Source organism: Chryseobacterium sp. FH2 (genome assembly GCF_001045455.1).
In the GTDB taxonomy this organism is placed as follows: Bacteria; Bacteroidota; Bacteroidia; order Flavobacteriales; family Weeksellaceae; genus Chryseobacterium.
This window is the reverse complement of record NZ_LFNE01000003.1, coordinates 288,358-310,894: the sequence shown is the minus strand read 5'-3', so window position 1 is coordinate 310,894 and position 22,537 is coordinate 288,358. Positions and strand designations below refer to the sequence as shown.

Below are 22,537 nucleotides of genomic sequence, written 5' to 3'. Positions count from 1 at the left end.
GGTCACCCCCTTCCTTTTTATGTTACGAAAGAAGTGACCTATTAAATGAATTATGAATTACGTCTGCCTCCAAATCCTGATCTGCCAGAACCTGAAGATCTGCCTCCTCCATGAGAAGCCTGACCTCCCATACGTGCAATTCTTGTACGTTCTGCCTTACTCATAGATGCAAAACCTCTTTTTGAAGTCCCGTTTCCTGAGCCTGAATTTGAATTAGAATTTGATCTTCCTGAATTACCTGATCTTCCTGAATTACCAGACGAACGCGAGCTATTTCCCGAAGAAGAGCTTCTGCCTCTTCCTGATGAGGAAGAACGTCCTGAGCTTGAAGATGAGCTTGATCTTCTTCCTGAATTATTGGAATTACCTGAACTTCCCCGAGAACTTCTTCCGCTTCCCGATGTGTATCTTCCTCTGCTGTCTCTTTGCTGATTTCCGCCTGAACTTCTTCGACCTCTGTTATCATTATCATCATCATCGTCATCATCGTAGTCATCATCATAATCATCATCGTAGTCATCACCGTAATCATCGTCATCGTCATAACCATCATCATAATAATCCTCAAATTCTGAGAAATCATCATCATAATCTTCATCCTGAGATGCGTCATTATAACCGTGATCATATCCTAGCTGATAAACTTCTTCAAGAGTCGATCTTGATTCATTGTTGGAGGAGTTGTTTCTTGAACTTCGATTGTTTGAATTTCTAGTGTTCATAACTGAATTTTTTTTATATTAATATTGTTAAGTGATATATTAATCGTTACTTGTGACTAGTATTAAATAACAATTAATGAGTTGATGTTCTTTTTTAATATTTATGAAAATATTCTGTTTCTCAACAGGAGCGTTGAACTTGTAAATTGGTATTCCAAAGTTAGCAGGTTATAAAAAAATAGTTTATGATCAGGATCACAAAGCAATACTTTGTGTTATTTTTTTAATTTTATTCATCAACTTATCAATTCTCAAAACAGTCCTTTAGTCTGTTTGTTTTTTTTAATCTTCACTTTCTTATAACCCTTTTTTCGTGTATATATAAGCAGTAAATAAGTTACAAATTGGTAATAATAAAGCTTTTTAGAGGCACAATTCTTGTAGAAAATCAAATAATCACAAAAATTTTATTATGAAAACCGAACAGACAGTAGCCGTATTAAATGATTTACTGCAAATCACCAATGACAGAATCGAAGGGTTTGAAAAAGTTGAAGGAAAGGTGTGGGAAATGTATCCCGATGTAAAAGATGAATATGACCGTATGATTTCTCAGTCAAAAATCATGAAAAATGAATTGATCAATCTGATCACTGAAAAAAACGGAACACCGCAGGATTCGCCTTCCGTGGCCGGAACTTTGCACAGAGCATGGATTGATATTAAAAATTCTTTTACTCTGGGAAATCTTGAAGAATCTACTTTGGGAAATGTAGTTTTTGGAGAAAAAGCAGCTATTGATGCTTATCAGAAGGCTCTTGCCAGTGGAGATCTTTGTGAAAAAAGCTCAAAGGTTGTTTCTGAACAGTTACATAGCCTTAAAGACTCTTATAATCAATTTAAAAAGATTGAAGATTATAAAAAAGAATAGCAAAATAATCTTCACCTTTAAATAACGCACACCAAATCTTAAAATAATATGGAAAAAGAAATCACACGAAGAAACGCTATCGGAAAAATAGCGACAACTATTGCTGTGGCAGCTGTTGCACCAAGTGCATTTACCCAAACTCATCGAAATCAGAAAAACAGCATAAGCTCGGCACTTACTGACCCGACAACAAAGTATCCGGCACCTCCATTTAAAAGACAGTCACAACCTTTTCCGGGTTTGGCCAGTAAAATGGTTCCTGTTCCCGATCATGGTGAAAAAACTTATGTAGGATCAGGAAGATTAACAGGAAGAAAAGCTTTAATCACGGGCGGAGATTCAGGAATGGGACGAGCTGCGGCCATTGCCTACGCCCGGGAAGGGGCAGATGTTGCCATTAATTATCTTCCCGAGGAGGAATCAGACGCAATAGAAGTTATCGAATTAATCAAAAGTGCCGGCAGAAAAGCTATAGCTATACCTGGAGATCTGCGTGAGGAATCATTTTGTAATAAACTTATCTCACAGGCAGTCCAGCAATTAGGAGGATTGGATATCCTGGTTAATAATGCGGGACATCAGAAAACTCACGAATCCATTCTAGACATCAGCACTGAAGAATTTGAAAGAACAATGAAAACCAATATTTATGCTCCATTTTGGCTTACAAAAGCTGCTCTGCCTCATTTAAAACCGGGCTCCTGTATTATCGGCTTATCTTCGGTTCAGGCTTATGATCCTTCACCTAATTTATATGATTATGCACAAACAAAGGCAGCCACGACAAGTTACGTAAAATCTCTGGCTAAACAATTAGGTCCTAAAGGAATACGAGTAAACGGTATAGCCCCGGGACCTGTCTGGACAGCGCTCGAAGTGAGTGGCGGGCAAACTCAGGAAAATATAGAAAAATTTGGTGCTGATACCCCTTTAGGAAGACCGGGGCAACCTGCGGAATTGGCCTCCATTTTTGTACAGTTAGCTGCAAATGATGCCAGTTTTGCAACAGGTCAGATTTATGGTTCGTCAGGAGGAATGGGACAGCCTTAATGAAATTTTAGGATAATATAAAGCCACTTTTGAAAGTGGCTTTTTTTATTTAATTTTTTTACCCTGTTCAATACAATTGGGATGAGCAAAATAATTACTTATAATCTCGGGTATGTTTTTCAGCAATAGTAGGGTTTGTTTCACGCGATTCTACTTTTTTCGTGGGGAATTTACCTATTTTTTCGTAAAACTTATGTAATTCATCCAATTCATCTTCTGTCAGATCCTCAATATCCACAATCCTGTTGCTTGCGTTCGCCTGAGTGGCTATAAGTTCGTTAAGTTTAATCTGGATTGCTTTTGAATCTTTATTCTGTGCTTTTTGGATAAGGAATACCATAAGAAAAGTAATAATAGTTGTCCCTGTATTAATCACCATCTGCCAAACTTCAGAAAATTTGAACATAGGCCCTGTAGCTGCCCAAATTACAACCAATAAACTGGCTCCTATAAAGGCTCCTGCACTTCCGGTAAAGCATACGGCCCAATCTGCAAATCTGTCAAAAAAATTCTTTTTCATAATATTAATATATTGATTTAATACAAAATTATATTTAAAAGTTTACCATTAAAAAAAACATTTTTATACTCTAATTTACACAACTATAAAATGGATTTTTATGAGTAAAATCATAAGTTTTCATCAACTTTTACTTATTGTCTTGTAAAAAAATCCGGTATCAAATTATATAAATCCCAGTTGTGTGGTAATTATGTGGTATGTAAAAAAGCAGGTCTGGTATAATTTGTGTATCTAAAATTGAACCAATTTACTTAATATTCATTTTTTAACCATAAAACCTATATTATGATAATTTCTGAAGATCTATTATTAGCTTATGGTGCAAACTATGAAAAATATGAAGCTAATCAAATCATTTTTCACGAAGGTAGTATACCTAAGTTCTATTTTCAAATTGCTAGTGGTATTGTAGAATTAAACAACTATCATGAGGACGGAAAAGAATTTACTCAAAACATTCTTTCTGACGGACAAAGTTTCGGTGAGTCATTACTTTTTAACAATAGACCTTATCCAATGAATGCTGTTGCTAAAACTAATTGTAATATTTTGAAACTTCCAAAGAATGATTTTTTAAGCTTATTAAGTCAAAATCCTGAGGTATCATTAAACATGTTCAGATGTTTATCAGACAGATTATATTATAAGTATATTATGTTATTTAATAACTCATCGCAAGATCCGTTGTTTAAGATTAAAACAATAATGAATTATCTTAAGAATTACAATTCTTATAATGAACCCTATTCGTTTCAGGTTCCCCTTACCCGTCAGCAAATAGCTAATCTGACCGGTCTGCGGGTAGAAACAGTAATCAGATCTGTGAAAAAATTAGAAAATGAAAAGGTATTAAAAATTGAAAACGGCAAAATTTTTTACTAATCAAATGGTGAAATTATACAATATCAACAAAGTAATTTATTAAAAAAATACTTTAGAATTTTGATAGTTTTTAAGAAATTATATTCCTGTACCTATTGCATTTTTTATTAAAAATACAAAACAATCATTACTTATTTATAGAAGAAAAAAAATTTTCTTCTCTTGTAACTTTTACATTTGTACTAAATCATTTTTTTAAAGATTTTTTAACGAAAAATTTATAACTTTGTCCACAACTATTTTTGTTTTGTGAGAGACTTAGTTTATTAATCATACAATTAATAAATCCATTTACTATATTTTCCAGTAAGATTCTATAAATCAACTTTTCTTTTTAATCTTAATTCTTAGGAAGACTTTCTTTTCTTAATCTGTTATTTTCAAAAAATATACAGTAACTCTGCACATTTTATATTAATGTATTAATAATATGAATATTTTACTATTAATTTATTGTAACAATATTCAATATTTTATATATATAATATTTCTACATAATTTTTTGTATATTTTTGTAAATAACACATATTAAACAAATTATGATTAAATATTTATGAAATATTTCAAACATTATAGAAAAATATACTTATTTTTCTTATTTTCCTTCACATTATCAAAAGCGCAAATATATACTATCCGGAAAATTGATAGTTTACAAAACCATGAAGCTAAAAGATTGCAGGATATTGGCGATCTTAAAAGAAAAATCCTATTGGAGAAAAAGCTTATTAAAGAATCACAAAAATTAAAATACGATAAAGGAGAAATAAAAGCATATATAAGCATAGCTTCTACATTATGCGCCCTCCTGAAAAATAAAGAAAGTTTTGAGCTCTTAGAATATGCGAATACCAGACTTAAGAAAGTAAATGACAAAGAATTGCTCACAGGCTTAAATATTGTGTATGGTAGAAATTACTATGGATTGGGAATGTATGAAAAAGGAATAATGAGTTTTAATGAAGCCTTACAATATGCCCAAGAAATTGATGATAATAAAATAAAAAATAAACAATTGTATTATATATATGAATGGAAAAGATCCAGCTTTGCATTAATGGGTATGAAAGATTCCGCGAATGTAATGGAACGCAAGTGTATGAAATCACCCATTCCTATGCTCTTTATAGAAATTGCAGAAAGACATATGGCTTCCAAGGAATTTGATTCTGCAAAATATTATCTTGATAAAGCAGCAGTTTTAGCCCAAAAAGCTTCTGTAGAAGGTAAATCAAATGTGCTTCGAGGTTATGGAGAACTATATCTGGAAAAAAAAGAATATAACAAAGCACTGGAAAATTTCTTTAATTCTTTAAAGATTTCTAAAAAAGCCGGATTGAAAGGAAGGGATCGAGATACCTATAAACTCATAGCTGAAACGTATAAAAAACTTAATGATATTCAGAAAGAAAATGAATATCTTCAAAAATATTCTAACCTCAATGACAGTCTTATCGCAAATCAACGGAATGCCTTGAATATTCCCATGGAAATATTGCTCAACCAACATGCTGAAAAAGAAAAAAACAACAAAATCAAAACTTTCTACATCATTTTAACCATTATTTTGACAAGTATTGCAGTTGTTTTGATTATCTACAATATTTACCGTACAAAACAAAAGCTTCAAAATAAGGCAATTCACGAAAAAGAGCAGGAAACAGATATATTGAAGAAAAGGCTGGATATTTCAGTCGATGAAATTATTCAACTCGCCATAAATGGAGATCCCACTTTTATTGTAAAATTTAGAGAATATTATTTAGAATTTTACAACAATATGACTTCAAAATATCCTGAGCTTACACTCAATGATATGAAGTTTATAGCATACGTGAAACTGAATTTTTCCAATAAAGAAATTGCCCAATATGGAAATATGTCAATCCGTACTGTAGAATCCAAGAAATACAGATTGCGTAAAAAGTTAGAATTATCTCCGGATATAGATTTTAATCAATGGGTAAGAAATCAATAAAATTTAAAATAACTCTACTTTAAGAGTTATTTTTTCATACACTGCACCTACACTCCGCCTCATTTTATTTAATTGAAAATCAAACAATTGCCACATGCAGTGCAAATGCGGTGTGTGTTTTTTTATTTCGAATAGTAGTTTTGCGTATCAATTTCGGTGAAAAAATTTTAAGCTTGAAAATTGAACATAAACACACAAAAAAATTATTTTAACAAATGAGAAAAACAATCACCACGTTAGGGATTATTTCTTTTAGCATTATCTATGCTCAAAGTGGTAAAGTCGGCATTAACACTGCACAACCATTATCAACATTACATGTAAACGGAACAATTCGGGGAGGAATTGCAAATACTACAGCTGAAATTGGCATAAATTCAATAGGTGTAGGGAATGCAGTTACTGCAAGCGGAAGAAATTCGGCAGCTTTTGGTAACGGAACATCTTCTTCAGGCAATAGTTCAATGGCATTTGGCACATCTACAACGGCTTCAAGTGATTATGCAACCGCTTTTGGTAATTCTGCAACGGCATCCGGGCAAAACTCTACTGCCTTTGGATATGATACAAAAGCTACAGCCAACCGTGCAGTGGCTTATGGCTATCAGACAAAAGCCTCGGGGACGAGCGCCACAGCCTTTGGCTCATCCACCGCAGCTTCAGGCGATTATGCAACCGCTTTCGGTAATTCTACAACGGCATCGGGACAAAATTCTACGGCTTTTGGATATGAAACAAAGGCCTTGGAAGCCCGTGCCATATCATTCGGCTATCAGACAACAGCTGCCGGGACGAATTCTACAACATTTGGAAACAATACAAAAGCTTCAGGAACAAATTCAACAGCATTCGGGACAGGAACTACCGCTTTAGGGAACTATGCAACAGCATTTGGCAATTCTACAACGGCATTGGGACAGAATTCTACGGCTTTCGGGTATAGTTCCAGAGCTACAGATTTTCGTGCTATTTCTTTTGGATATGATACTTTAGCTTCCGGGGATACTTCTATAGCATTTGGAAACGGTTCAACGGCTTCCGGAATTAATTCTACTGCATTTGGTTATGGTACAATCGCGTCAGGTGCAGGATCTACGGCTTTTGGAAATTCAACAAGAGCCAACTCATCAAGAGCAATTGCTTTTGGGTTTGATACGCTGGCTTCTGGAGATAACTCTACGGCTTTTGGAAATTCGTCTAAATCATCAGGAAATAACTCCACTGCATTTGGGGTTTTAACGAATGCAACAGGTACAAATTCTACAGCATTCGGAAACTCTACAACTGCTGCGGGTGACAACTCCACCGCTTTTGGTGTTTCTACAAGAGCAATAGCTGAAAGAAGTGTTGCGATGGGAGATAATACAATTGCAACTTTTAATAACGAAATGGTAGTAGGAAAATATAATGCAGTAGTAGCAAACGGAGGAAACCCACAGGCTGGTGACGGAACAATATTTCAAGTAGGAATCGGTACTGAAGGCAGTAGAGCCAATGCTGTCACAGTAAGAAAAAACGGCTGGGTAGGAATAGGATTTACACAGCCTTCAGCAAAAGGAGAAACATTACGAGTTGATGGAAATATAAGAACCAGTTCAGCAAATTATCCTGATTATGTATTCCAGAAATATTTTAATAATTATTCGGATTTAAATAAAAAATATCAGTTTCAGTCATTGGAACAGGTAGAACAGTATGTAAAAGAAAACCATCATTTACCGGGAATAACCTCTGTAAAGGAACTGGAAAAAACCGAAATGGGATACTCGTATGACATTTCTGCGCTTACCGTTCAGAATCTTGAAAAAATCGAAGAACTCTATTTACACATCATAGAATTAAATAAAGAAATTAAAAACCTAAAGAAAATAATTGATACAAAAAATAAGAATATACTTTAAGAAATAAGAAATAAGGAAAGTCATTGATTACTAAGTCTCTCAAATATAAATAATTAATGATACGTAATCTGAACGGTTCTAAATACACAACTGACGAATTAAAGGTATAATCCATATTCCCCCTTCGTGGATTATACCAATTTTTAAATTGAAAAAATTAAACTTTCACAAATACACTATTATGAAAAATTTATCCTTCTTTATTTTAACAATTTTTTCCAGTCTGCTTTATTCCCAGAATGGAAATGTGGGTATCAATACTGTAAATCCGGGAAGCACCCTTACCATTAACGGTTCTATCGCGGGACAGTACAGGAGCGTAACTACTTCAACGACACTTGGAGTAAATGATTTTTATATGGCATACAATGGCTCTTCTGCCGGAACATTCACTTTACCAGCAGCAGTTGCAGCTTCTCCTGCTGCACGAAATACGCTGGGACGAATTTATTATATAAAAAACGTAGGAACAGGAAAACTTACTATTTCAGCAAACGGATCTGAGCTTATAGATAATCAGTCTGGAGCAGGAGTTTCAAGTGTGACACTTACGCCAGGCGGATATACAATGTTCATAAGCAAAGGAACTCTTACGGGAACTACTTGGGAAGCAGCACTTTTAATCAATAAAGCAACACCTACTATAGCCGCTTTAGGAGCAACTACTTCAGTTACGTTTACAGGAACGGATCTCACTAATTTTAATAACAGTAATCCTCAGATAATTCCTTTTTCATCCAGCGATATAATTGTAAACCAGGGAGGCTCTGCAACCTGGAATGATGTCGGCGATTATTGGCAGATTATTGAATCTGGAGTTTATAAGATAGAAGGTTATTCTTATTTTAAAAGCGGAACAGCCGTTACCGGAACTGATGCATTTACCGGGATAAATCTTAATATTACTAAAAATGGAACAACATTAAGTAACATTATCGGTGGAAACAGGGCGAATTTTGACAACCAAACTGCCTCCCAGGGAAATTCCCCCATCAATGTAAGCTGTATTGTTCATCTCGATGCAGGAGATAGGGTATATTTAACCATGAATTGGGGAGCATTTAATAAACCTACCAATAGTGTATCTATTCAAGCGCCGAACTCATTGAAAGAAAGCAGAAACTTTTCGCTACAACAGTTATCTACCCCATAATTTTCTTTAATACTACATATATATCGAAATTTTTAAATACATTAAGAATGAAAAAGCAAGTTATAAAAATCATATGCATATTGTTATCACCGGTTACTTTTGCTCAAGTTGGCATCAACGAGACAAATCCTTCGGCTACATTAGACATTAAATCGAAAGGAAATACAGGTGCAACAAAAGCTCTTGAAATCAATAATTCCACCGGAACAGAAATGCTTACTGTTTTGGATAATGGAAACGTAGGAATAAACGTAACTGCCCCCACTGCAAAACTTCATACAAACGGATCAATACGGTATGAAAATCTGCCACAATTTACGGGAAGTGTCTCTCCGCTTGCAATAGATGCAAATGGATATGTGGGAACCTATGTCCCGAGTGTTGCATATTCATATATTACAATAGATACTTCGGAGACTGTAAATAACTTTTCTTTAAACAATAACAGTATTTTTTACAGCATACCTTTTGCCAGTACCGGAATTGTTAATAACCCTCTGGGAGTTTCGAGAGGACTTGATGCTTCAGCTACTTTGACACGTACTTCAGGCACAACAGTATCAACATCTCAAGTAGTTTATATTACAATTCCTAATCCTGGAATTTATAAATTAAATTTGAACTATTACACAAGCTGTACAGGAACTAAATCCTCAAGCTCGGGAGGAAATAACCTTCTAGGAATAGGAACCGGAATTTATCTGGCTTCAGCGGGAAGTACAAACTATCAGGAACTAACGACAATAAGATATAACGCATTTCCTTTAAGACAGGATACCGGAATTTTGGCAACCACCGGAACATACAATTATCCTTTTGCTCACAATATTTTTTCAGTTGTAGAGACTGCTTCCGCAAACCAGAAAATTGCCTTTTTCGTAAACTGGGGAACCGGCGATCAGTTTAATACAAATGTTTGCAGCCTTTCAGCCCCGAGTGGACTTGATAAGAGAGTTACTTTGATCATTTCAAAATTATAAGACATGAGAAAATTAGTTACTATCTATTTTTGTACAGCTTTTTCTGTTTCTTTTGGTCAGAATGTTGGGATTAATACAGTAAACCCTTCCGCTACACTCGATATTGTTTCAAAAGGAAATACAGCGGCTACCAATTCTTTAAATATTAATAACTCATCGTCTGCGAGACTTTTAAGAATGACAGATCAGGGAAATTTAGGAATTAATACAAACTCATCCCCCCCGACTGCGGTACTTCATATAAATTCAGAAGGTATTAGCAATGTAAGACACGATAATCTTCCGGTACTTAATCCCACGGATTTCACTCCTCCATTCAATACTTTTGGAGTTACTTCAAACGGGAACGGAGTAGATTTGGGAGGTACCGTAAAGTATATGTATTATCAAAATGCAAATACATATCCATCTACATACAATACCACAACGAATACGGGAGGTTTTTCACTGTACACGACAAATCAATACGTGAATCTTGCTATTAAAGATGATCCTGGACTAAAGGGGAATACAATTGGTTTTACCTTTGGAACAGACCCCTCAGCTACCATCAATGGACAGTCTGCAAGTAATGTAAACTATATTATTGTTCCTGAGCCGGGAGTATATCTTTTTGAATTTTATGGAACAGCAAGATGTGACAGATATAATAATACACAAAACTATACGCTGGCAGGACAAATGCAGGTAAATACCATATTTGCCACAGCTTCAGGAAATACATATACTACCAATACAATTTTTAGAGGATTAATGAATGGCATGAGAAATAATGACGGAAGTACACATGCAAATTCTTATGGCATTGCAAATCCGCAAACCCTCACTGTGGCTTTTCCGACAACCCAGCCCAATCAGAAAGTAGCTTTGTTTTTTCAATATGCAAATGGAGAAACCAATCAGTTTACCCATAGTGAATGCTTTTTTAATGTTCCTTCAGGAGCCAATTTCAGTTATTATTTTATTGTGACAAAAATATAGCGCATTTTAATGAACTTTAAAAATATTCATATCGGCTCTTTAATTTATCAAAGAGTTCAGGATTCTGGAATCGAAAGCCATGAAATATGTAATTTTTTTAAATGCGAAAATGAAGAAATTCAGAAAACTTATCAATGTAAGAGCATGGAATCTGATATTTTATTAAAATGGTCAGAGTTGTTGAAATATGATTTTTTTAGAATATATACTCAACACATGGTATTGTATTCTCCAAAACAAAATCTAAAGAAAGAAGTTAAAGGAAAATCCTTGAATCTTAGAAAAAATTTTTACCCCCTGGAAATAATAAGTTTTATGATAGAATTAATAGAAACAGGTGAAAAAACAAAAAAAGAAGTTATAACTGATTACAGGATATCGAAAACCACATTATACAAATGGCTCGTAAAGTACAAAAAATAGTTCACCCCGATTATAAAAGAATTTATACAGATATTATCAATAAAAAATATCCTGAAAAAGAAAAGAAGTGTCAGAGTATTTTGTCAAAAAAAACGTTATCTGTAATGGATTTAATGAAACTTAATACAATCATATTTAATACAACAACTAAAGAAATTAACCAAAAATTTAAAGCCTATGACAGAGAAACTATTCTTGAAATTCTGAATTACCAGATTAAAAACAAATTGAACAATAAACAGTTAGCTTATCATTTTCAGACCAGCAGAAATACTATTACAAAATGGAAAAGACTGTTTCCAATCGATAATAAGGAGAATATTTAAAATTTTTTATATCCATATTGCTACGTTTTACCCTAAAAAATAAACAACCCACCGTAAACAGTGGGTTGTTTATTTTTTATTGTGACCGCAGAAGTAAGGACTTCTCTTGAGGAAAAATCAAACCCCTCAGACATTTTAATGATTATATATTGTACGATTAAAATATTATTCTAAAGGAGGCCAGACACTTTCATAAGACGCTATAGAAGTAACGTTTTGCACTACATTCCAACTAAAGTGATACTTATTAAAAGCTGCCTCACTTGTAATGTATGTAATTTTATTTCCTTCTCTAAAATAAACGTAACCATTATTAACATCACGAATTAATCCGTTATCAATAAACAATGGACTGCCAACTGGATAGCCAGTCAAAGCTGTCGCTTCTTGAAAGCTACCTACGGTATAAGTAAATGGCTTCGATGAGAATAATCCATCCCATGTAGCTTGTGAATCAATATGCCTTAATTCTCCTTTATACCCCCACATGTAGAATGAAACACCGTTTTGAATTACCTTAACAAACTGGCCTTCAAAATAATATCCAGATTTTGCATTATTTTGATCTGTTTTTGATTTGACAGTACTATTTTCAACATCCTCATTTGAGGACAAAGAATCATTTGTACAACTCATAAGTGAAAAAGCAGCAATTAATGTTGCTATTAGTAAAAGATTTTTTTTCATAAAGAAATTAATTTAATTTGAGCAAAAATAGCAATTATATCTTACATGTGTGAATATAGTTATCCGATTTGTGTTAATAAAAAATACATGATCAATGTAGCCGGATAGTAATTTAATTAACCTATTAAAATTAAGGATTATGCCAAGTGGAAAGATTTGTATAGTACGTGTAAAACTTTTAGAGAATGGTTGAGAGAAAATTCTTAAAATAACAATATCCCCACCTAATAAGCTGTTTTTGTTTTGAAACGGTTAACCTGCGACGGTAAGTAAATGGCTTTTCTCTGTCCAGTTCGTAAAAACCGGCACTCAATGGATCAATCATCATTTGAATTGGTTACAAGAAAGTCGGAGCTTTTGTATCCGAAGTTTAGATTTCTCATACGCATTAATTGTTACTATTATTGTTACTGATAATGCGCTTCCAAAAAAATTTAAAAGAGCAAACCCACTGTGGGAGTGGGTTTGCTCACTGTGACCGCAGAAGGATTCGAACCCTCACTGTCGGAGCCGAAATCCGAAGTTCTATCCATTAAACTATGCAGCCGGAAAGTAATTTATAATAAATTACTTCATTAAAATGAAATCTTTATTCCTCCCAAAATCTGAGCACCAAGAACTTTATATCCTTTGTACGTTTGATATTTTGAGCTTAGAAGATTATTTCCGAGCGCAAAAATACTGAAATTTTTGTGAATTTTATACTCCGCGGAAAGGTTTATATCCGCATAGCCTCCAACTTTATCATTGGTATCCTCAGTTGACTGATATATCATTGGAGTCCCAACACCTTCAATGGCGAAAGAATTCGTAGTTCTGTCACTTGCAAAGATTCCTTTGAAACCTAATAATAATTTTTTATCAAGCATCGTATATTTGGCTCCAATACTCGCATTCAACAAAGGAACGTTATAGATATTTTCGTAGTTTTTCAGGTCATATTTTGTGAACCTCACTTCTCCGTCCAAGATTAAATTTTCCAGGGGGAAATACTGCAAACTTCCTTTGATATCACTTACATTCCCATCATCATAAATAGCCGAGAAAGTATTCGCAAAATTGTATGCAGAACGGTTAAGAGAATAGGTATTATCAAACAAGTCATTTGCTTTAAAGAACATAATATCACGCATTTTTCCATATCCCGCCGAAATATCATACTTAAAAGTTTCATCAATATCCCCTCTTAAACCTACATAAAAATGATATTTTGTTTCAGTTGGTTTTAAATACTGATCAGAAACGATGAATGGATTTTCCTGAAGCAAGTCACTGTATGTATTCAGTTTCAAACCTCCGTCAACTCCTCCGTAAAACTTAAATTCATTTGCTGCTGCGTATTGAAACTCTGCCTGCGGAAACCAATACGTCTTGTTATTCTTTAGTTGTTCAGCCAATAAATCGTTTGAATTTTTGGCATTCAAGAACGAAAATGAAGAACCTAACATTAAATATGAATCTCCTTTTCTGAAAGTAACTTTCGGAGCCAGATTCATATTAAAAAATGTAGCCGAATTTTTATCTCTGATAGCAAAATCAGTTTTTACACTTTCCAGGCCAACACCTAAATCAGCATTTAAATTAACTCCAGATTTACCAAGTTCTACAGCATGTTTAGAAAAATTAGCCAAAATAGAAACCTGATTTTCCTGAGCATCAAAATGATCTTTTAAAAATGATGATTTTACCCTTACATCATTCAAAATTTCATTAGAATAAAAATCATAATAACCATTTACTTTAAACTGATTTACCTTTTGCTTTAAATCAACATCTGCAGAAGGTTCTAAAGCATAAATACCATAATAATTATAGTTATTTAGGCCATATTCAGCATTTACATTAAATTTTCCTTTTTCGCCGTAAGAATTAAGAAAAGCACCAATTGTTGCATTGCTTTGTTTAGAATCCCAAGCGTATTCCTTTTTTAAACCTTGAGTTGAAAGCACATGAACATCCGCCCCTACTTCAATTTTGTTTTCCAATGTTTTTGAAATATTGGCATCCGCTAAAATTTTACCGTAATTCCCCATCCCAAACTGGAAATAGTTATCTTGTGCAGTCCCCTCAAATTTTGGAGTCACATCTTCACCCTGAATAGTCGAAGTTTTGAAATCAGAAACCGCAGGAACATCTGTAATATTATACTTTACAGGATTCTGAGATTTCTCTTCCGGCGGATAATTTTTAATAGTTTCCACAGAAGTTTTCTTCTTTTCGATTTTTTTCACCTCCGGTTCTCTTTTTTTATTAAGAATCAGTTTTTCTTCTTTTATTTGGGAAAACGCCACAGACGAAACCCCTAAAAATATGATTGGAAGAATATATTTCATCATAATTTATCAATATTTAAAATGTAGCAACCCTATTCATAAATCCAAAATCGGCTACCTTTTTACTACTTTTACTTTTTAATCTGTTTTTTAACCTCTTTTGCTTCCGTTACAATTTCAGGAAAATCTTTATAATTTTCGATAATCTGGTCGCATGTATAGCTTGCCTGATAATTATCTTTTAAACCGACATAATTTTTCGCCATCAATACCAAAGCTTTTGCTCCCCAATATTCTTCCGATGCATAATTATTGGCTAATTTAAAGATGGTTTCGTTCGAAGATTTGAAAGCTTTTCCTTTGTTTTGATAATATGCTTTTGCATAAAGGGCTTCCGCCGCTACTGATGTATTTGAAGACTTTTCAAGAGAAGTATAAGCTGTTTGTGCATCTTTGTCCTTTCCCGAATTCATCAGGCTTCTCGCTTTGATTACCTTTGCTGTTTCAATTACAGCAGCAGAGTTTTTATTGTTTGAAATTACCGCATCGGCCAATTTTTCGGCTTGAGAAAAATTCTTTTCATCAGCATAAATCTTCATCAATTCTACGTTTGCATAGTTTTTAATATTTACATCTGAAGAGTTTTTGATGCTTTCAAGATACTTTTTAGCTTCATTATTATCACCTTGAGCTACATAAATCTGTGCTAAACGAGTTTGTGCGTCGTCCTGATAATCATTCTGAACATTGGCAACTTCCTGCAACACAAGTAATGCTTTTGTTGTATTTTTCGTTTGATAATAACTTTCCCCAAGCTCATATTTAGCCTGATAAAGCCCCTCTCCTATTGGATTTTGCATTAAATATTTTTCGTAATAAGAAATCGCGTTTTTGTAATCTTTTTTAGAAAAATACTGTTTTCCTGTAGACAGGTTAATTTCATCAATTTCAGACGCATCTACATTCACACCTATATTTCTTGCAAAACTTTCATATCCTGCAACATCTCCATTTTTCGTAAAAATTGGTTTTGCAGCCTGAACAATTTTCTCTGCATACGCCGTATTTTTATATTGTTCACCAAGAGATTTTAACTCAGATAAAGCTTTATCATTCTGATTTTGGTCGATATAGTTCTGAGCTCTGTAAATAGAAGCATTGGCAATCAAATCTTTATCAGAAGAAGTTTTAATGACTTTTCCGAAGAAATCATTTGAGTTCGTGAAGTCATCCTGAGCCGCATAAGCCGTTCCGATTTCATATTGAGCATCGTCATAATATTCCGAACCGGGATATTTTGATAATAAATTTTTAAGGTTGGTAATTTTCGCCTGAGTATCTCCTTTAAATCCTAAAGCCATGGCTTTTTGATATAAAGTATAATCTGTCGCATCTTCATTCTTATCGTAAATGGCAATGGCTTCATTCAGATTATTGTTGGCATAATTAATATCTGCCAAACGAAGCTCTGAGTCATTTTTAAACTCAGGTTTCGGGTTTTTTAAATATTGCTTAAAATAAGTTTCCGCCTGATCAAATTTCTTTGACTTAAAATATGCATATCCTAAATCATAAGGTAACTGCTGTTTTTCAGGGAAATTTTCGTTAAGCAACTTTTCATAACGAGCAATAGCAGACGGGTAATTCCCTTTCTGATAGTATACCTGCCCAAGCCAGTATAAAGCTCTGCTGTTAAATTCTTTATTGATATTAAAGGCTAAACTTCTCAGGAAATATTGTTCAGCTTCATCATAATTTCCCTTGTTAAATTCTTCAGTTCCCAATAGATAAGATACCTCCTGGTCTACTTTATTAATCTCAGGAGTGGAATTTTGAAGCTTGTCAATAGCATTTAATGTTTCCTTATAATTCCCGGAATACAAATAAGATTTCACTAAAAGCGATCTCATTTCAGTTCCATTTGCATCGTTCGGGTTCTCATTAATATATTTCTGGATTACTGTAGAAGCGCTCTCAAACGGGTTACCAATATCGTAGCTTAACTTTGCATATTGCTCGTGAGCCAGCTTTTTAACCTTTGGATCATAATTCATCTGATAAGACGAACGGAAAGCAGAAAGCGCTTCCTGTTTTTTATCAACTGCCAAATAAGCATTTCCAAGCTGATAATAAGCATTTTGCGCTAAAGCAGAATTACTGTTCAGCAACTGGTTATAATAAGAAACTGCTTCATCATATTTTTTAAGCTGAGCAGCAACAAATCCTATTTCATACAGGTCATTTTCAGACGGATTTTGCTGTACGCTCAGGTAATCTTTCAAGTGAGGATAGGCGGAAGTATAATCATTTTTCATAAAATAACTTTCACCTATGATCTTGTGAACTTCAGCTTTATAGGAATCAGAAATATTTTCGTTAAGCAAAGCATTTCCTTCAGAAATTGCCTTGTCATAATCCTTATCATTATAATACATCTGTACATAATAAGGACGAACTAATTTTGAATATTTAGGCTGATCTTTCACAGAATCAAAATATTGAAAAGCTTTATCATTCTGTCTGTTCGAATAATAAAGATGCCCTAACATATAAGCTATGTCGCCTTTTTGAGATTCATCAGCAGTTTTATAAGCTTCTTCCAAGGCATCTGTAGCACCTTTAGAATCACCCATCATGAATTTGGCATATCCCAATTTCAAGATGTACTGCGTATTTTCTTCTTTTGAAAGTTGATATTGATTAACCTTTTTTAAGGTTTCCAATGCTTTTGGAAAATCTTTTTTAGCTAAATAATAATCCGCCAACGGAAGATTTGCCTGAGCAAAATATGCAGATTTCGGATATTCTTTCATAAAAGCAGTTAATCCTTCCTCAGCATGATTTTTCTGAAGAATAACTCCTATTACGTTATCAAAAAACTGTGCTGCCTCTTTTTTCGAGCGCGACAAATTCTGATTATAGAAATATTGTCTCGCATATTCGTATTGGGAAGCATTATATATTTTGGTCTGATAAAGATTTTCGGCTAGATTGAATCTGTAATTTTCTTTCTGTGTAAAATATTGAGACTGCTGAGCTTCGGAAAATCCGAAATACATCACTGCAGTCGCCAGAAGTATTTTTTTTGATTTCATTAATATCAAATTTTAAAATGTGTAAGCTGCAAATAGAGAGCCAAATATTTTAAATTTAAGGGAAAGAGTTATCCACAATTTATCAACGAAAATATTGAAAAGATATTGCATACACAAGCGTTTTAACACATTGTTGATAAGTATATTATTTTTTATGATTTCTTAACTTTTCCATAAGAAGCCTTAAGAAAATCCGAATTATATCTGAGAAATAATTACATTTGTTTTTTTTCAAATCAAATATAGAATTGAATGAGTCAACTTTTTAGAAGAAAAATCTATTCAGAAACAGATACATCTACCAACCTTTTAAGGGTTTTAGGTGTTTGGGACATTGTATTTTTTGGTATTGCGGCGATTATTGGTGCAGGAAGTTTTAGCAGTTTGGGAGAAGCCGTTTTCAGAGGAGGTCCCGGTGTGATTTTGCTATATTTGATATGCGGATTCGCCTGTGGTTTTACGGCACTTTGTTATGCAGAATTTGCGAGTAGAATCCCAACTGCGGGCTCTGCCTATACTTATGCTTACGCCAGTTTTGGGGAATTAATTGCCTGGATTATAGGCTGGGCACTTATCATGGAATATTCCTTCGGAAATATTTATGTTGCTTTTTCATGGTCAGATTATTTTACCAGTTTTCTGGAAAGGTTAGGAATGCATATTCCTGATTATTTAACCTGTAGTTACACAGAAGCTAAAAAAGCTTTTATGAATGGTTCAGAAAATAAAGAACTGCTTAACGCTTGGAAGTCTGCACCACTATTAGGAGGTTTAAAGTTTATCGTTGATATTCCCGCCTTGGTTATCAATGGTCTGATTACTTGGCTATGCTATGTCGGGGTAAAGGAAAGTAAGAATTTCAACAACTCTTTAGTTATCCTGAAATTAGCGGCAATCGTTTTGGTTATTTTAGTTGGTTTTTCATATATCAACACAGAAAACTGGACTCCAATAAGCCCTGAAACAGGTTCTCCTTCATTCATGCCAAATGGTTTTGTGGGAGTAATGAGTGCTGTTTCCGGAGTTTTCTTTGCTTATATAGGCTTTGATGCTTTAAGCGTGCTTTCCGAAGAAACAAAAGATCCGCAGAAAACCTTACCAAAAGGGATGATTATTTCTTTAGTATTGTGTACAGTTATTTATATTGCATTAACTTTAGTTTTAACCGGAATGGTTGATTACAAAAAATTTGACGGCGTGGGTGACCCACTTTCATTTATTTTTGAAAAAGGAAATGCAAATATTGCCTGGATGGAGCTTACCGTTTCATTTATCGCGATTGTGGCTATTACAACAGTACTTTTAGTTTTTCAAATGGGACAGCCGAGAATCTGGTACGCAATGAGCCGTGACGGTTTGATGCCTCAGAAATTTCAAACCGTGCATCCAAAATATAAAACACCATCATTTGCAACGATTATTACAGGTATTGTAGTAGGAGTTCCAATCTTGTTTACGGATAAGACTTTCATCTTAGACTTTACCAGTATTGGAACTATTTTCGCATTTGTATTGGTTTGCGCGGGTGTTTTGATGCTTCCTGCAAAAGAAAAAATTAAGGGAAGATTCCACCTTCCTTATATCAATGGCAAGATTATTTTCCCGGTAATTTTTATCGGCGGATTAATAGCTTTTTACTATTTGCAACCTGAGTTTTTCCATAATTTATTAGACTGGAAAGATCCTAGAGAAGGCGAATTCAGAGCTTCGATTTTCTTCTTTATTATTATTAACCTGATACTTTGTGTAGTCACTTTTATAAAGAATTTTTCATTAATTCCACTGATTGGTTTAAGCTCATGTCTATACCTTCTTACTGGAATGAGCCACGAAAACTGGTTCTGGTTTGGGATTTGGTTTGCAATAGGTTTGGTCATCTACTTTTTCTATGGCCATAAAAACAGTAAGCTTAATAAAGCTAACCTTCAATAAGTTATAATTTAAATAATAAAAAGGCAAGTTTGGAAAATTTCAAATTTGCCTTTTTTCTTTTTAATCATTTTACTAAAAATTGGCGAACTTATTGCTTTAAGATTCATGAATCTTTAAACTAATACCGCCATGTCTGAAAGAATAAAAACATATAACGAATTTTATCAGTTTTACCTTACCGAGCACAGCAAAACGGGAACAAGAATCTTTCATTTTATAGGGACTCTTCTTATATTTTTCGTCATTGGCTATGTGATCAGTTCAGGAAAAGAGAGGTTTTTATGGTATATCCCAATTTTCGGTTATGGATTTGCATGGTTCAGTCATGCTTTAATTGAAAAAAATAAACCTGCTACATTTAAATATCCGCTTTGGTCTTTAATTTCCGATTTCAGGCTATTTTTTGAACTATTAATTGGAAAACAGAAGTTTAGGGAAATAAAAAAGGAAAAGAAGAATTTGGATGATTTAATATAAAAACTAAATTTTAAATAATTTAATTTTTTTTAATAAACAGTTTCGGCGGGTTTGCAAAGCAAACCCGCCGAAACTTATGTAAAACTTTAGGTATAAAATAGGTTTAAAACAAGGATCTTCACTAAGTCTTAATTTCTATAACTATTTAAACCTCTTTTTAAAATTAAACTTCAGCATATTCATTAATCCCGGCTCAATAATATCAATACCCAATCCAAAATTGCTATCTGCAACTGTATGATGAGCCTCTCTGAAATCTTCAAACTTATCTTGTGGAATTTCAATATTTACCAAAGGATTGTATTCAATATAAACTGTTCCTCCATTTTTATTGATTTTTTTACGGCTTTTATATTCAAAATAAGGATTTGAAATGGTACTTTCCTGAACTGTATATTTTTCTTCTGTATCAATTTTCTGATCAGTTTGAAGTGTAATTTCATATTTTTCACTGTCGAAATTATGCCAGAAAGACAAATCTGCATGTATAAAATCCCGTGCACTTGTCTTTATCACATTTCTATCAAAATACATCAGAAAACGATTTTTCTGGGGATCGGTAAAATATGGATTTTCAACTGTTGCAGTATATTGGATTTTAAATTCATTCAGTTTTTTATCATCACTAATCATGTCAATAGATGCATCTTTAAAAATATTTCTGACATCAGTTCCGCTCCTGTCTCCCGAATAATTTAAACTGTAAAACAGAAAGTTATTCCAGCTGTCAATTACTTCTCTTTTATTGGTATTTTTAAAATATTTTCGCATCGCATTTGCCCGGTTCCCCCGATAAACAGTGGTTAGCTTTAACTTACCTGTCATATTTTGAACGATAAATTCCACCTTTTCATCTATACAATAATAAGGATATTTATAAGCCTTTCTTTCCTGCAATTCCTGATTGGGCTTTATTTCCAGATAATGCATAAAGTAAATAAATCCGCGGTTTTCAAGCAATCCAAACTCATCACGAATCGTGGCATCTACAAAATATTCTTCTCCTTTGTGATTAATTTTGACAATGACATGATTAAACGTCAATAGTGACGGGAGATAGTATTTAATATAAAAATCTGTGTTGAAATTTACAAGGACAATCGAAGAGTCTACTCCAATATAATCTAAAATCGATTTTAGCAAAACACATTTCGCCTTACAGTCTCCCTGTTTATTTTCAAACGTAATAGCCGGTTCCTGAGGTTTATGCCCGTTCATCTCATCAGCATTGAATATATAATAAATATTATTCTGAACATATTCAATGGCAAACTGAAGTTTTTCTTCTAATTCAGTAATTGCATCTAATTTTTCAACCAAATTCGGAGCGAATTCCGGAAGAGTAGATTGATGAAAAATTTTATCATACATCGGCGCAATATAATTAGACAAATCTTTCCAGTTCGCGTCTGTTGCAAAATCTATATAAGGAAAAATTTCACGACTTGCATCTACAGGATTAATATAATTTTCCTCTTCAATAATAAATTTCTCTCCTTTTTTCAGATAGCTTATTTCAGGTTCCAAAACATTCCCCTTTTCATCTCTGAAAAATGTTTTTTTGTAAGCAATCGTTTGATTCCGATCATTGATAAAGGTAAATTTAAAGCTGCCATATGCCCAATAATTATCAGGACTCACCCAGACATGCTTAGAAAATTCTTTTCTTAAAAAATCACGTTCTGTAAAAGCTTTTAAACGAGAATCTTCCAGAATTAAAACATCATAAAGCCTTAAATCTTTAATAGTAATGTTAATTTTTTTATTGCTGCTTAAAATTCCTCCACTGCTCTGGTTTTCACTGTCGAAAACTTTAATTTTTGTATCAGGAATTTTGTCAATCAGGATACCATCTCTCAAAACACTAATCCGGTGGATATTATACACCTCATTTTCCTCTACTACTACATCCGAAACGGACGCCCTTTCAAGATTGGCAGGCTCGTTTAACGTATAAGCCATAAAGACATACTCACTGTTCTCTGTATTGCTTGTATAATATTTTTTGTCTAAAAAATAGCAGTAATCCCTTCCTTCATCTATTTGTTTTGCTGCAAATCCGGAATCTTTAATACGATTTATCAGTTCCTGATCTTCAACATTTCCTGCCCACGCTTCAGGACTTTGAATTTTGTAATTTTCAAATTGAATTTGATCCTCCATATTATATTGTACTATTTGTTTTATCTGGTAAAAAATTAAGGGTACCCAAATTAATTAATTAAAAACTAAAAAGCAAGAGTAAACAGTCATTCTGCTCAGATAGACTTCGGCACAATAATT

Annotated in this window: 18 protein-coding genes and 1 tRNA gene; 12 read left to right on the top strand and 7 right to left on the bottom strand. The window is 33.6% G+C overall.

Annotation, left to right across the window (positions count from 1 at the left end; all coding sequences use genetic code 11):
• Window positions 1-50: 50 nt before the first annotated feature.
• Complete coding sequence (locus ACM39_RS18700; protein ID WP_053073302.1) at window positions 51-722, bottom strand: KGG domain-containing protein; 672 nt, start codon at window positions 720-722, stop codon at window positions 51-53.
• Window positions 723-1,134: 412 nt separating this feature from the next.
• Here ACM39_RS18700 and ACM39_RS06550 point away from each other — a divergent pair, with 412 nt between their 5' ends.
• Complete coding sequence (locus tag ACM39_RS06550) at window positions 1,135-1,593, top strand: PA2169 family four-helix-bundle protein (protein ID WP_048510227.1); 459 nt, start codon at window positions 1,135-1,137, stop codon at window positions 1,591-1,593.
• Window positions 1,594-1,641: 48 nt separating this feature from the next.
• Window positions 1,642-2,643: an SDR family oxidoreductase gene (locus tag ACM39_RS06545; protein WP_048510226.1), complete on the top strand. Its 1,002-nt coding sequence runs from the start codon at window positions 1,642-1,644 to the stop codon at window positions 2,641-2,643.
• Between the two features lie 94 nt (window positions 2,644-2,737).
• On the opposite strand, the gene ACM39_RS06540 is transcribed toward ACM39_RS06545, so the two are convergent.
• Window positions 2,738-3,163, bottom strand: a complete 426-nt coding sequence (locus tag ACM39_RS06540) for a low affinity iron permease family protein (protein WP_048510225.1) — start codon at window positions 3,161-3,163, stop codon at window positions 2,738-2,740.
• 288 nt (window positions 3,164-3,451) lie between these two features.
• Between ACM39_RS06540 and ACM39_RS06535 the strand changes: the two genes are divergently transcribed.
• From ACM39_RS06535 to ACM39_RS06500, 8 genes are all read left to right on the top strand, one after another.
• Window positions 3,452-4,048, top strand: a complete 597-nt coding sequence (locus ACM39_RS06535; RefSeq protein ID WP_185097450.1) for a Crp/Fnr family transcriptional regulator — start codon at window positions 3,452-3,454, stop codon at window positions 4,046-4,048.
• A gap of 553 nt (window positions 4,049-4,601) precedes the next feature.
• On the top strand, window positions 4,602-6,026 hold the full coding sequence (locus tag ACM39_RS06530; protein WP_131701420.1) for a helix-turn-helix transcriptional regulator: 1,425 nt from the start codon (window positions 4,602-4,604) through the stop codon (window positions 6,024-6,026).
• Window positions 6,027-6,241: 215 nt separating this feature from the next.
• Window positions 6,242-7,927: a hypothetical protein gene (locus ACM39_RS06525; protein WP_048510223.1), complete on the top strand. Its 1,686-nt coding sequence runs from the start codon at window positions 6,242-6,244 to the stop codon at window positions 7,925-7,927.
• Between the two features lie 181 nt (window positions 7,928-8,108).
• A complete protein-coding gene (locus ACM39_RS06520) occupies window positions 8,109-9,080 on the top strand; it encodes a hypothetical protein (protein WP_048510222.1) in 972 nt (323 codons plus the stop codon).
• Between the two features lie 47 nt (window positions 9,081-9,127).
• A complete protein-coding gene (locus ACM39_RS06515) occupies window positions 9,128-10,060 on the top strand; it encodes a hypothetical protein (RefSeq protein ID WP_048510221.1) in 933 nt (310 codons plus the stop codon).
• Between the two features lie 3 nt (window positions 10,061-10,063).
• Window positions 10,064-11,041 carry a hypothetical protein gene (locus ACM39_RS06510; RefSeq protein WP_048510220.1) on the top strand — a complete coding sequence of 326 codons (978 nt, stop codon included), beginning with the start codon at window positions 10,064-10,066 and terminating at the stop codon, window positions 11,039-11,041.
• 9 nt (window positions 11,042-11,050) lie between these two features.
• The gene (locus ACM39_RS06505; protein WP_048510219.1) at window positions 11,051-11,464 is read left to right on the top strand and encodes a hypothetical protein; all 414 of its coding nucleotides are present in this window, start codon (window positions 11,051-11,053) and stop codon (window positions 11,462-11,464) included.
• The gene (locus tag ACM39_RS06500) at window positions 11,440-11,790 is read left to right on the top strand and encodes a hypothetical protein (protein ID WP_048510218.1); all 351 of its coding nucleotides are present in this window, start codon (window positions 11,440-11,442) and stop codon (window positions 11,788-11,790) included. The genes ACM39_RS06505 and ACM39_RS06500 overlap by 25 nt, the downstream gene beginning before the upstream one ends.
• A 165-nt stretch (window positions 11,791-11,955) precedes the next feature.
• Here the strand turns inward: ACM39_RS06500 and ACM39_RS06495 are convergent, their stop codons facing one another.
• From ACM39_RS06495 to ACM39_RS06480, 4 genes are all read right to left on the bottom strand, one after another.
• Entirely contained in the window at window positions 11,956-12,477 is a 522-nt protein-coding gene (locus ACM39_RS06495) for a hypothetical protein (protein ID WP_048510217.1), read from the bottom strand.
• Between the two features lie 475 nt (window positions 12,478-12,952).
• Window positions 12,953-13,024: transfer RNA gene (locus tag ACM39_RS06490), tRNA-Arg, on the bottom strand.
• Window positions 13,025-13,052: 28 nt separating this feature from the next.
• Window positions 13,053-14,813: a TonB-dependent receptor gene (locus tag ACM39_RS06485; protein WP_048510216.1), complete on the bottom strand. Its 1,761-nt coding sequence runs from the start codon at window positions 14,811-14,813 to the stop codon at window positions 13,053-13,055.
• A 68-nt stretch (window positions 14,814-14,881) separates the two neighbouring features.
• Window positions 14,882-17,845 carry a tetratricopeptide repeat protein gene (locus ACM39_RS06480; protein ID WP_048510215.1) on the bottom strand — a complete coding sequence of 988 codons (2,964 nt, stop codon included), beginning with the start codon at window positions 17,843-17,845 and terminating at the stop codon, window positions 14,882-14,884.
• 252 nt (window positions 17,846-18,097) lie between these two features.
• Between ACM39_RS06480 and ACM39_RS06475 the strand changes: the two genes are divergently transcribed.
• Window positions 18,098-19,777: an APC family permease gene (locus ACM39_RS06475; protein ID WP_048510214.1), complete on the top strand. Its 1,680-nt coding sequence runs from the start codon at window positions 18,098-18,100 to the stop codon at window positions 19,775-19,777.
• 129 nt (window positions 19,778-19,906) lie between these two features.
• Window positions 19,907-20,254 carry a DUF962 domain-containing protein gene (locus ACM39_RS06470; RefSeq protein ID WP_048510213.1) on the top strand — a complete coding sequence of 116 codons (348 nt, stop codon included), beginning with the start codon at window positions 19,907-19,909 and terminating at the stop codon, window positions 20,252-20,254.
• Window positions 20,255-20,395: 141 nt separating this feature from the next.
• Here ACM39_RS06470 and ACM39_RS06465 read toward each other — a convergent pair whose 3' ends face one another.
• On the bottom strand, window positions 20,396-22,417 hold the full coding sequence (locus tag ACM39_RS06465; protein ID WP_048510212.1) for a hypothetical protein: 2,022 nt from the start codon (window positions 22,415-22,417) through the stop codon (window positions 20,396-20,398).
• Between the last annotated feature and the right edge of the window lie 120 nt (window positions 22,418-22,537).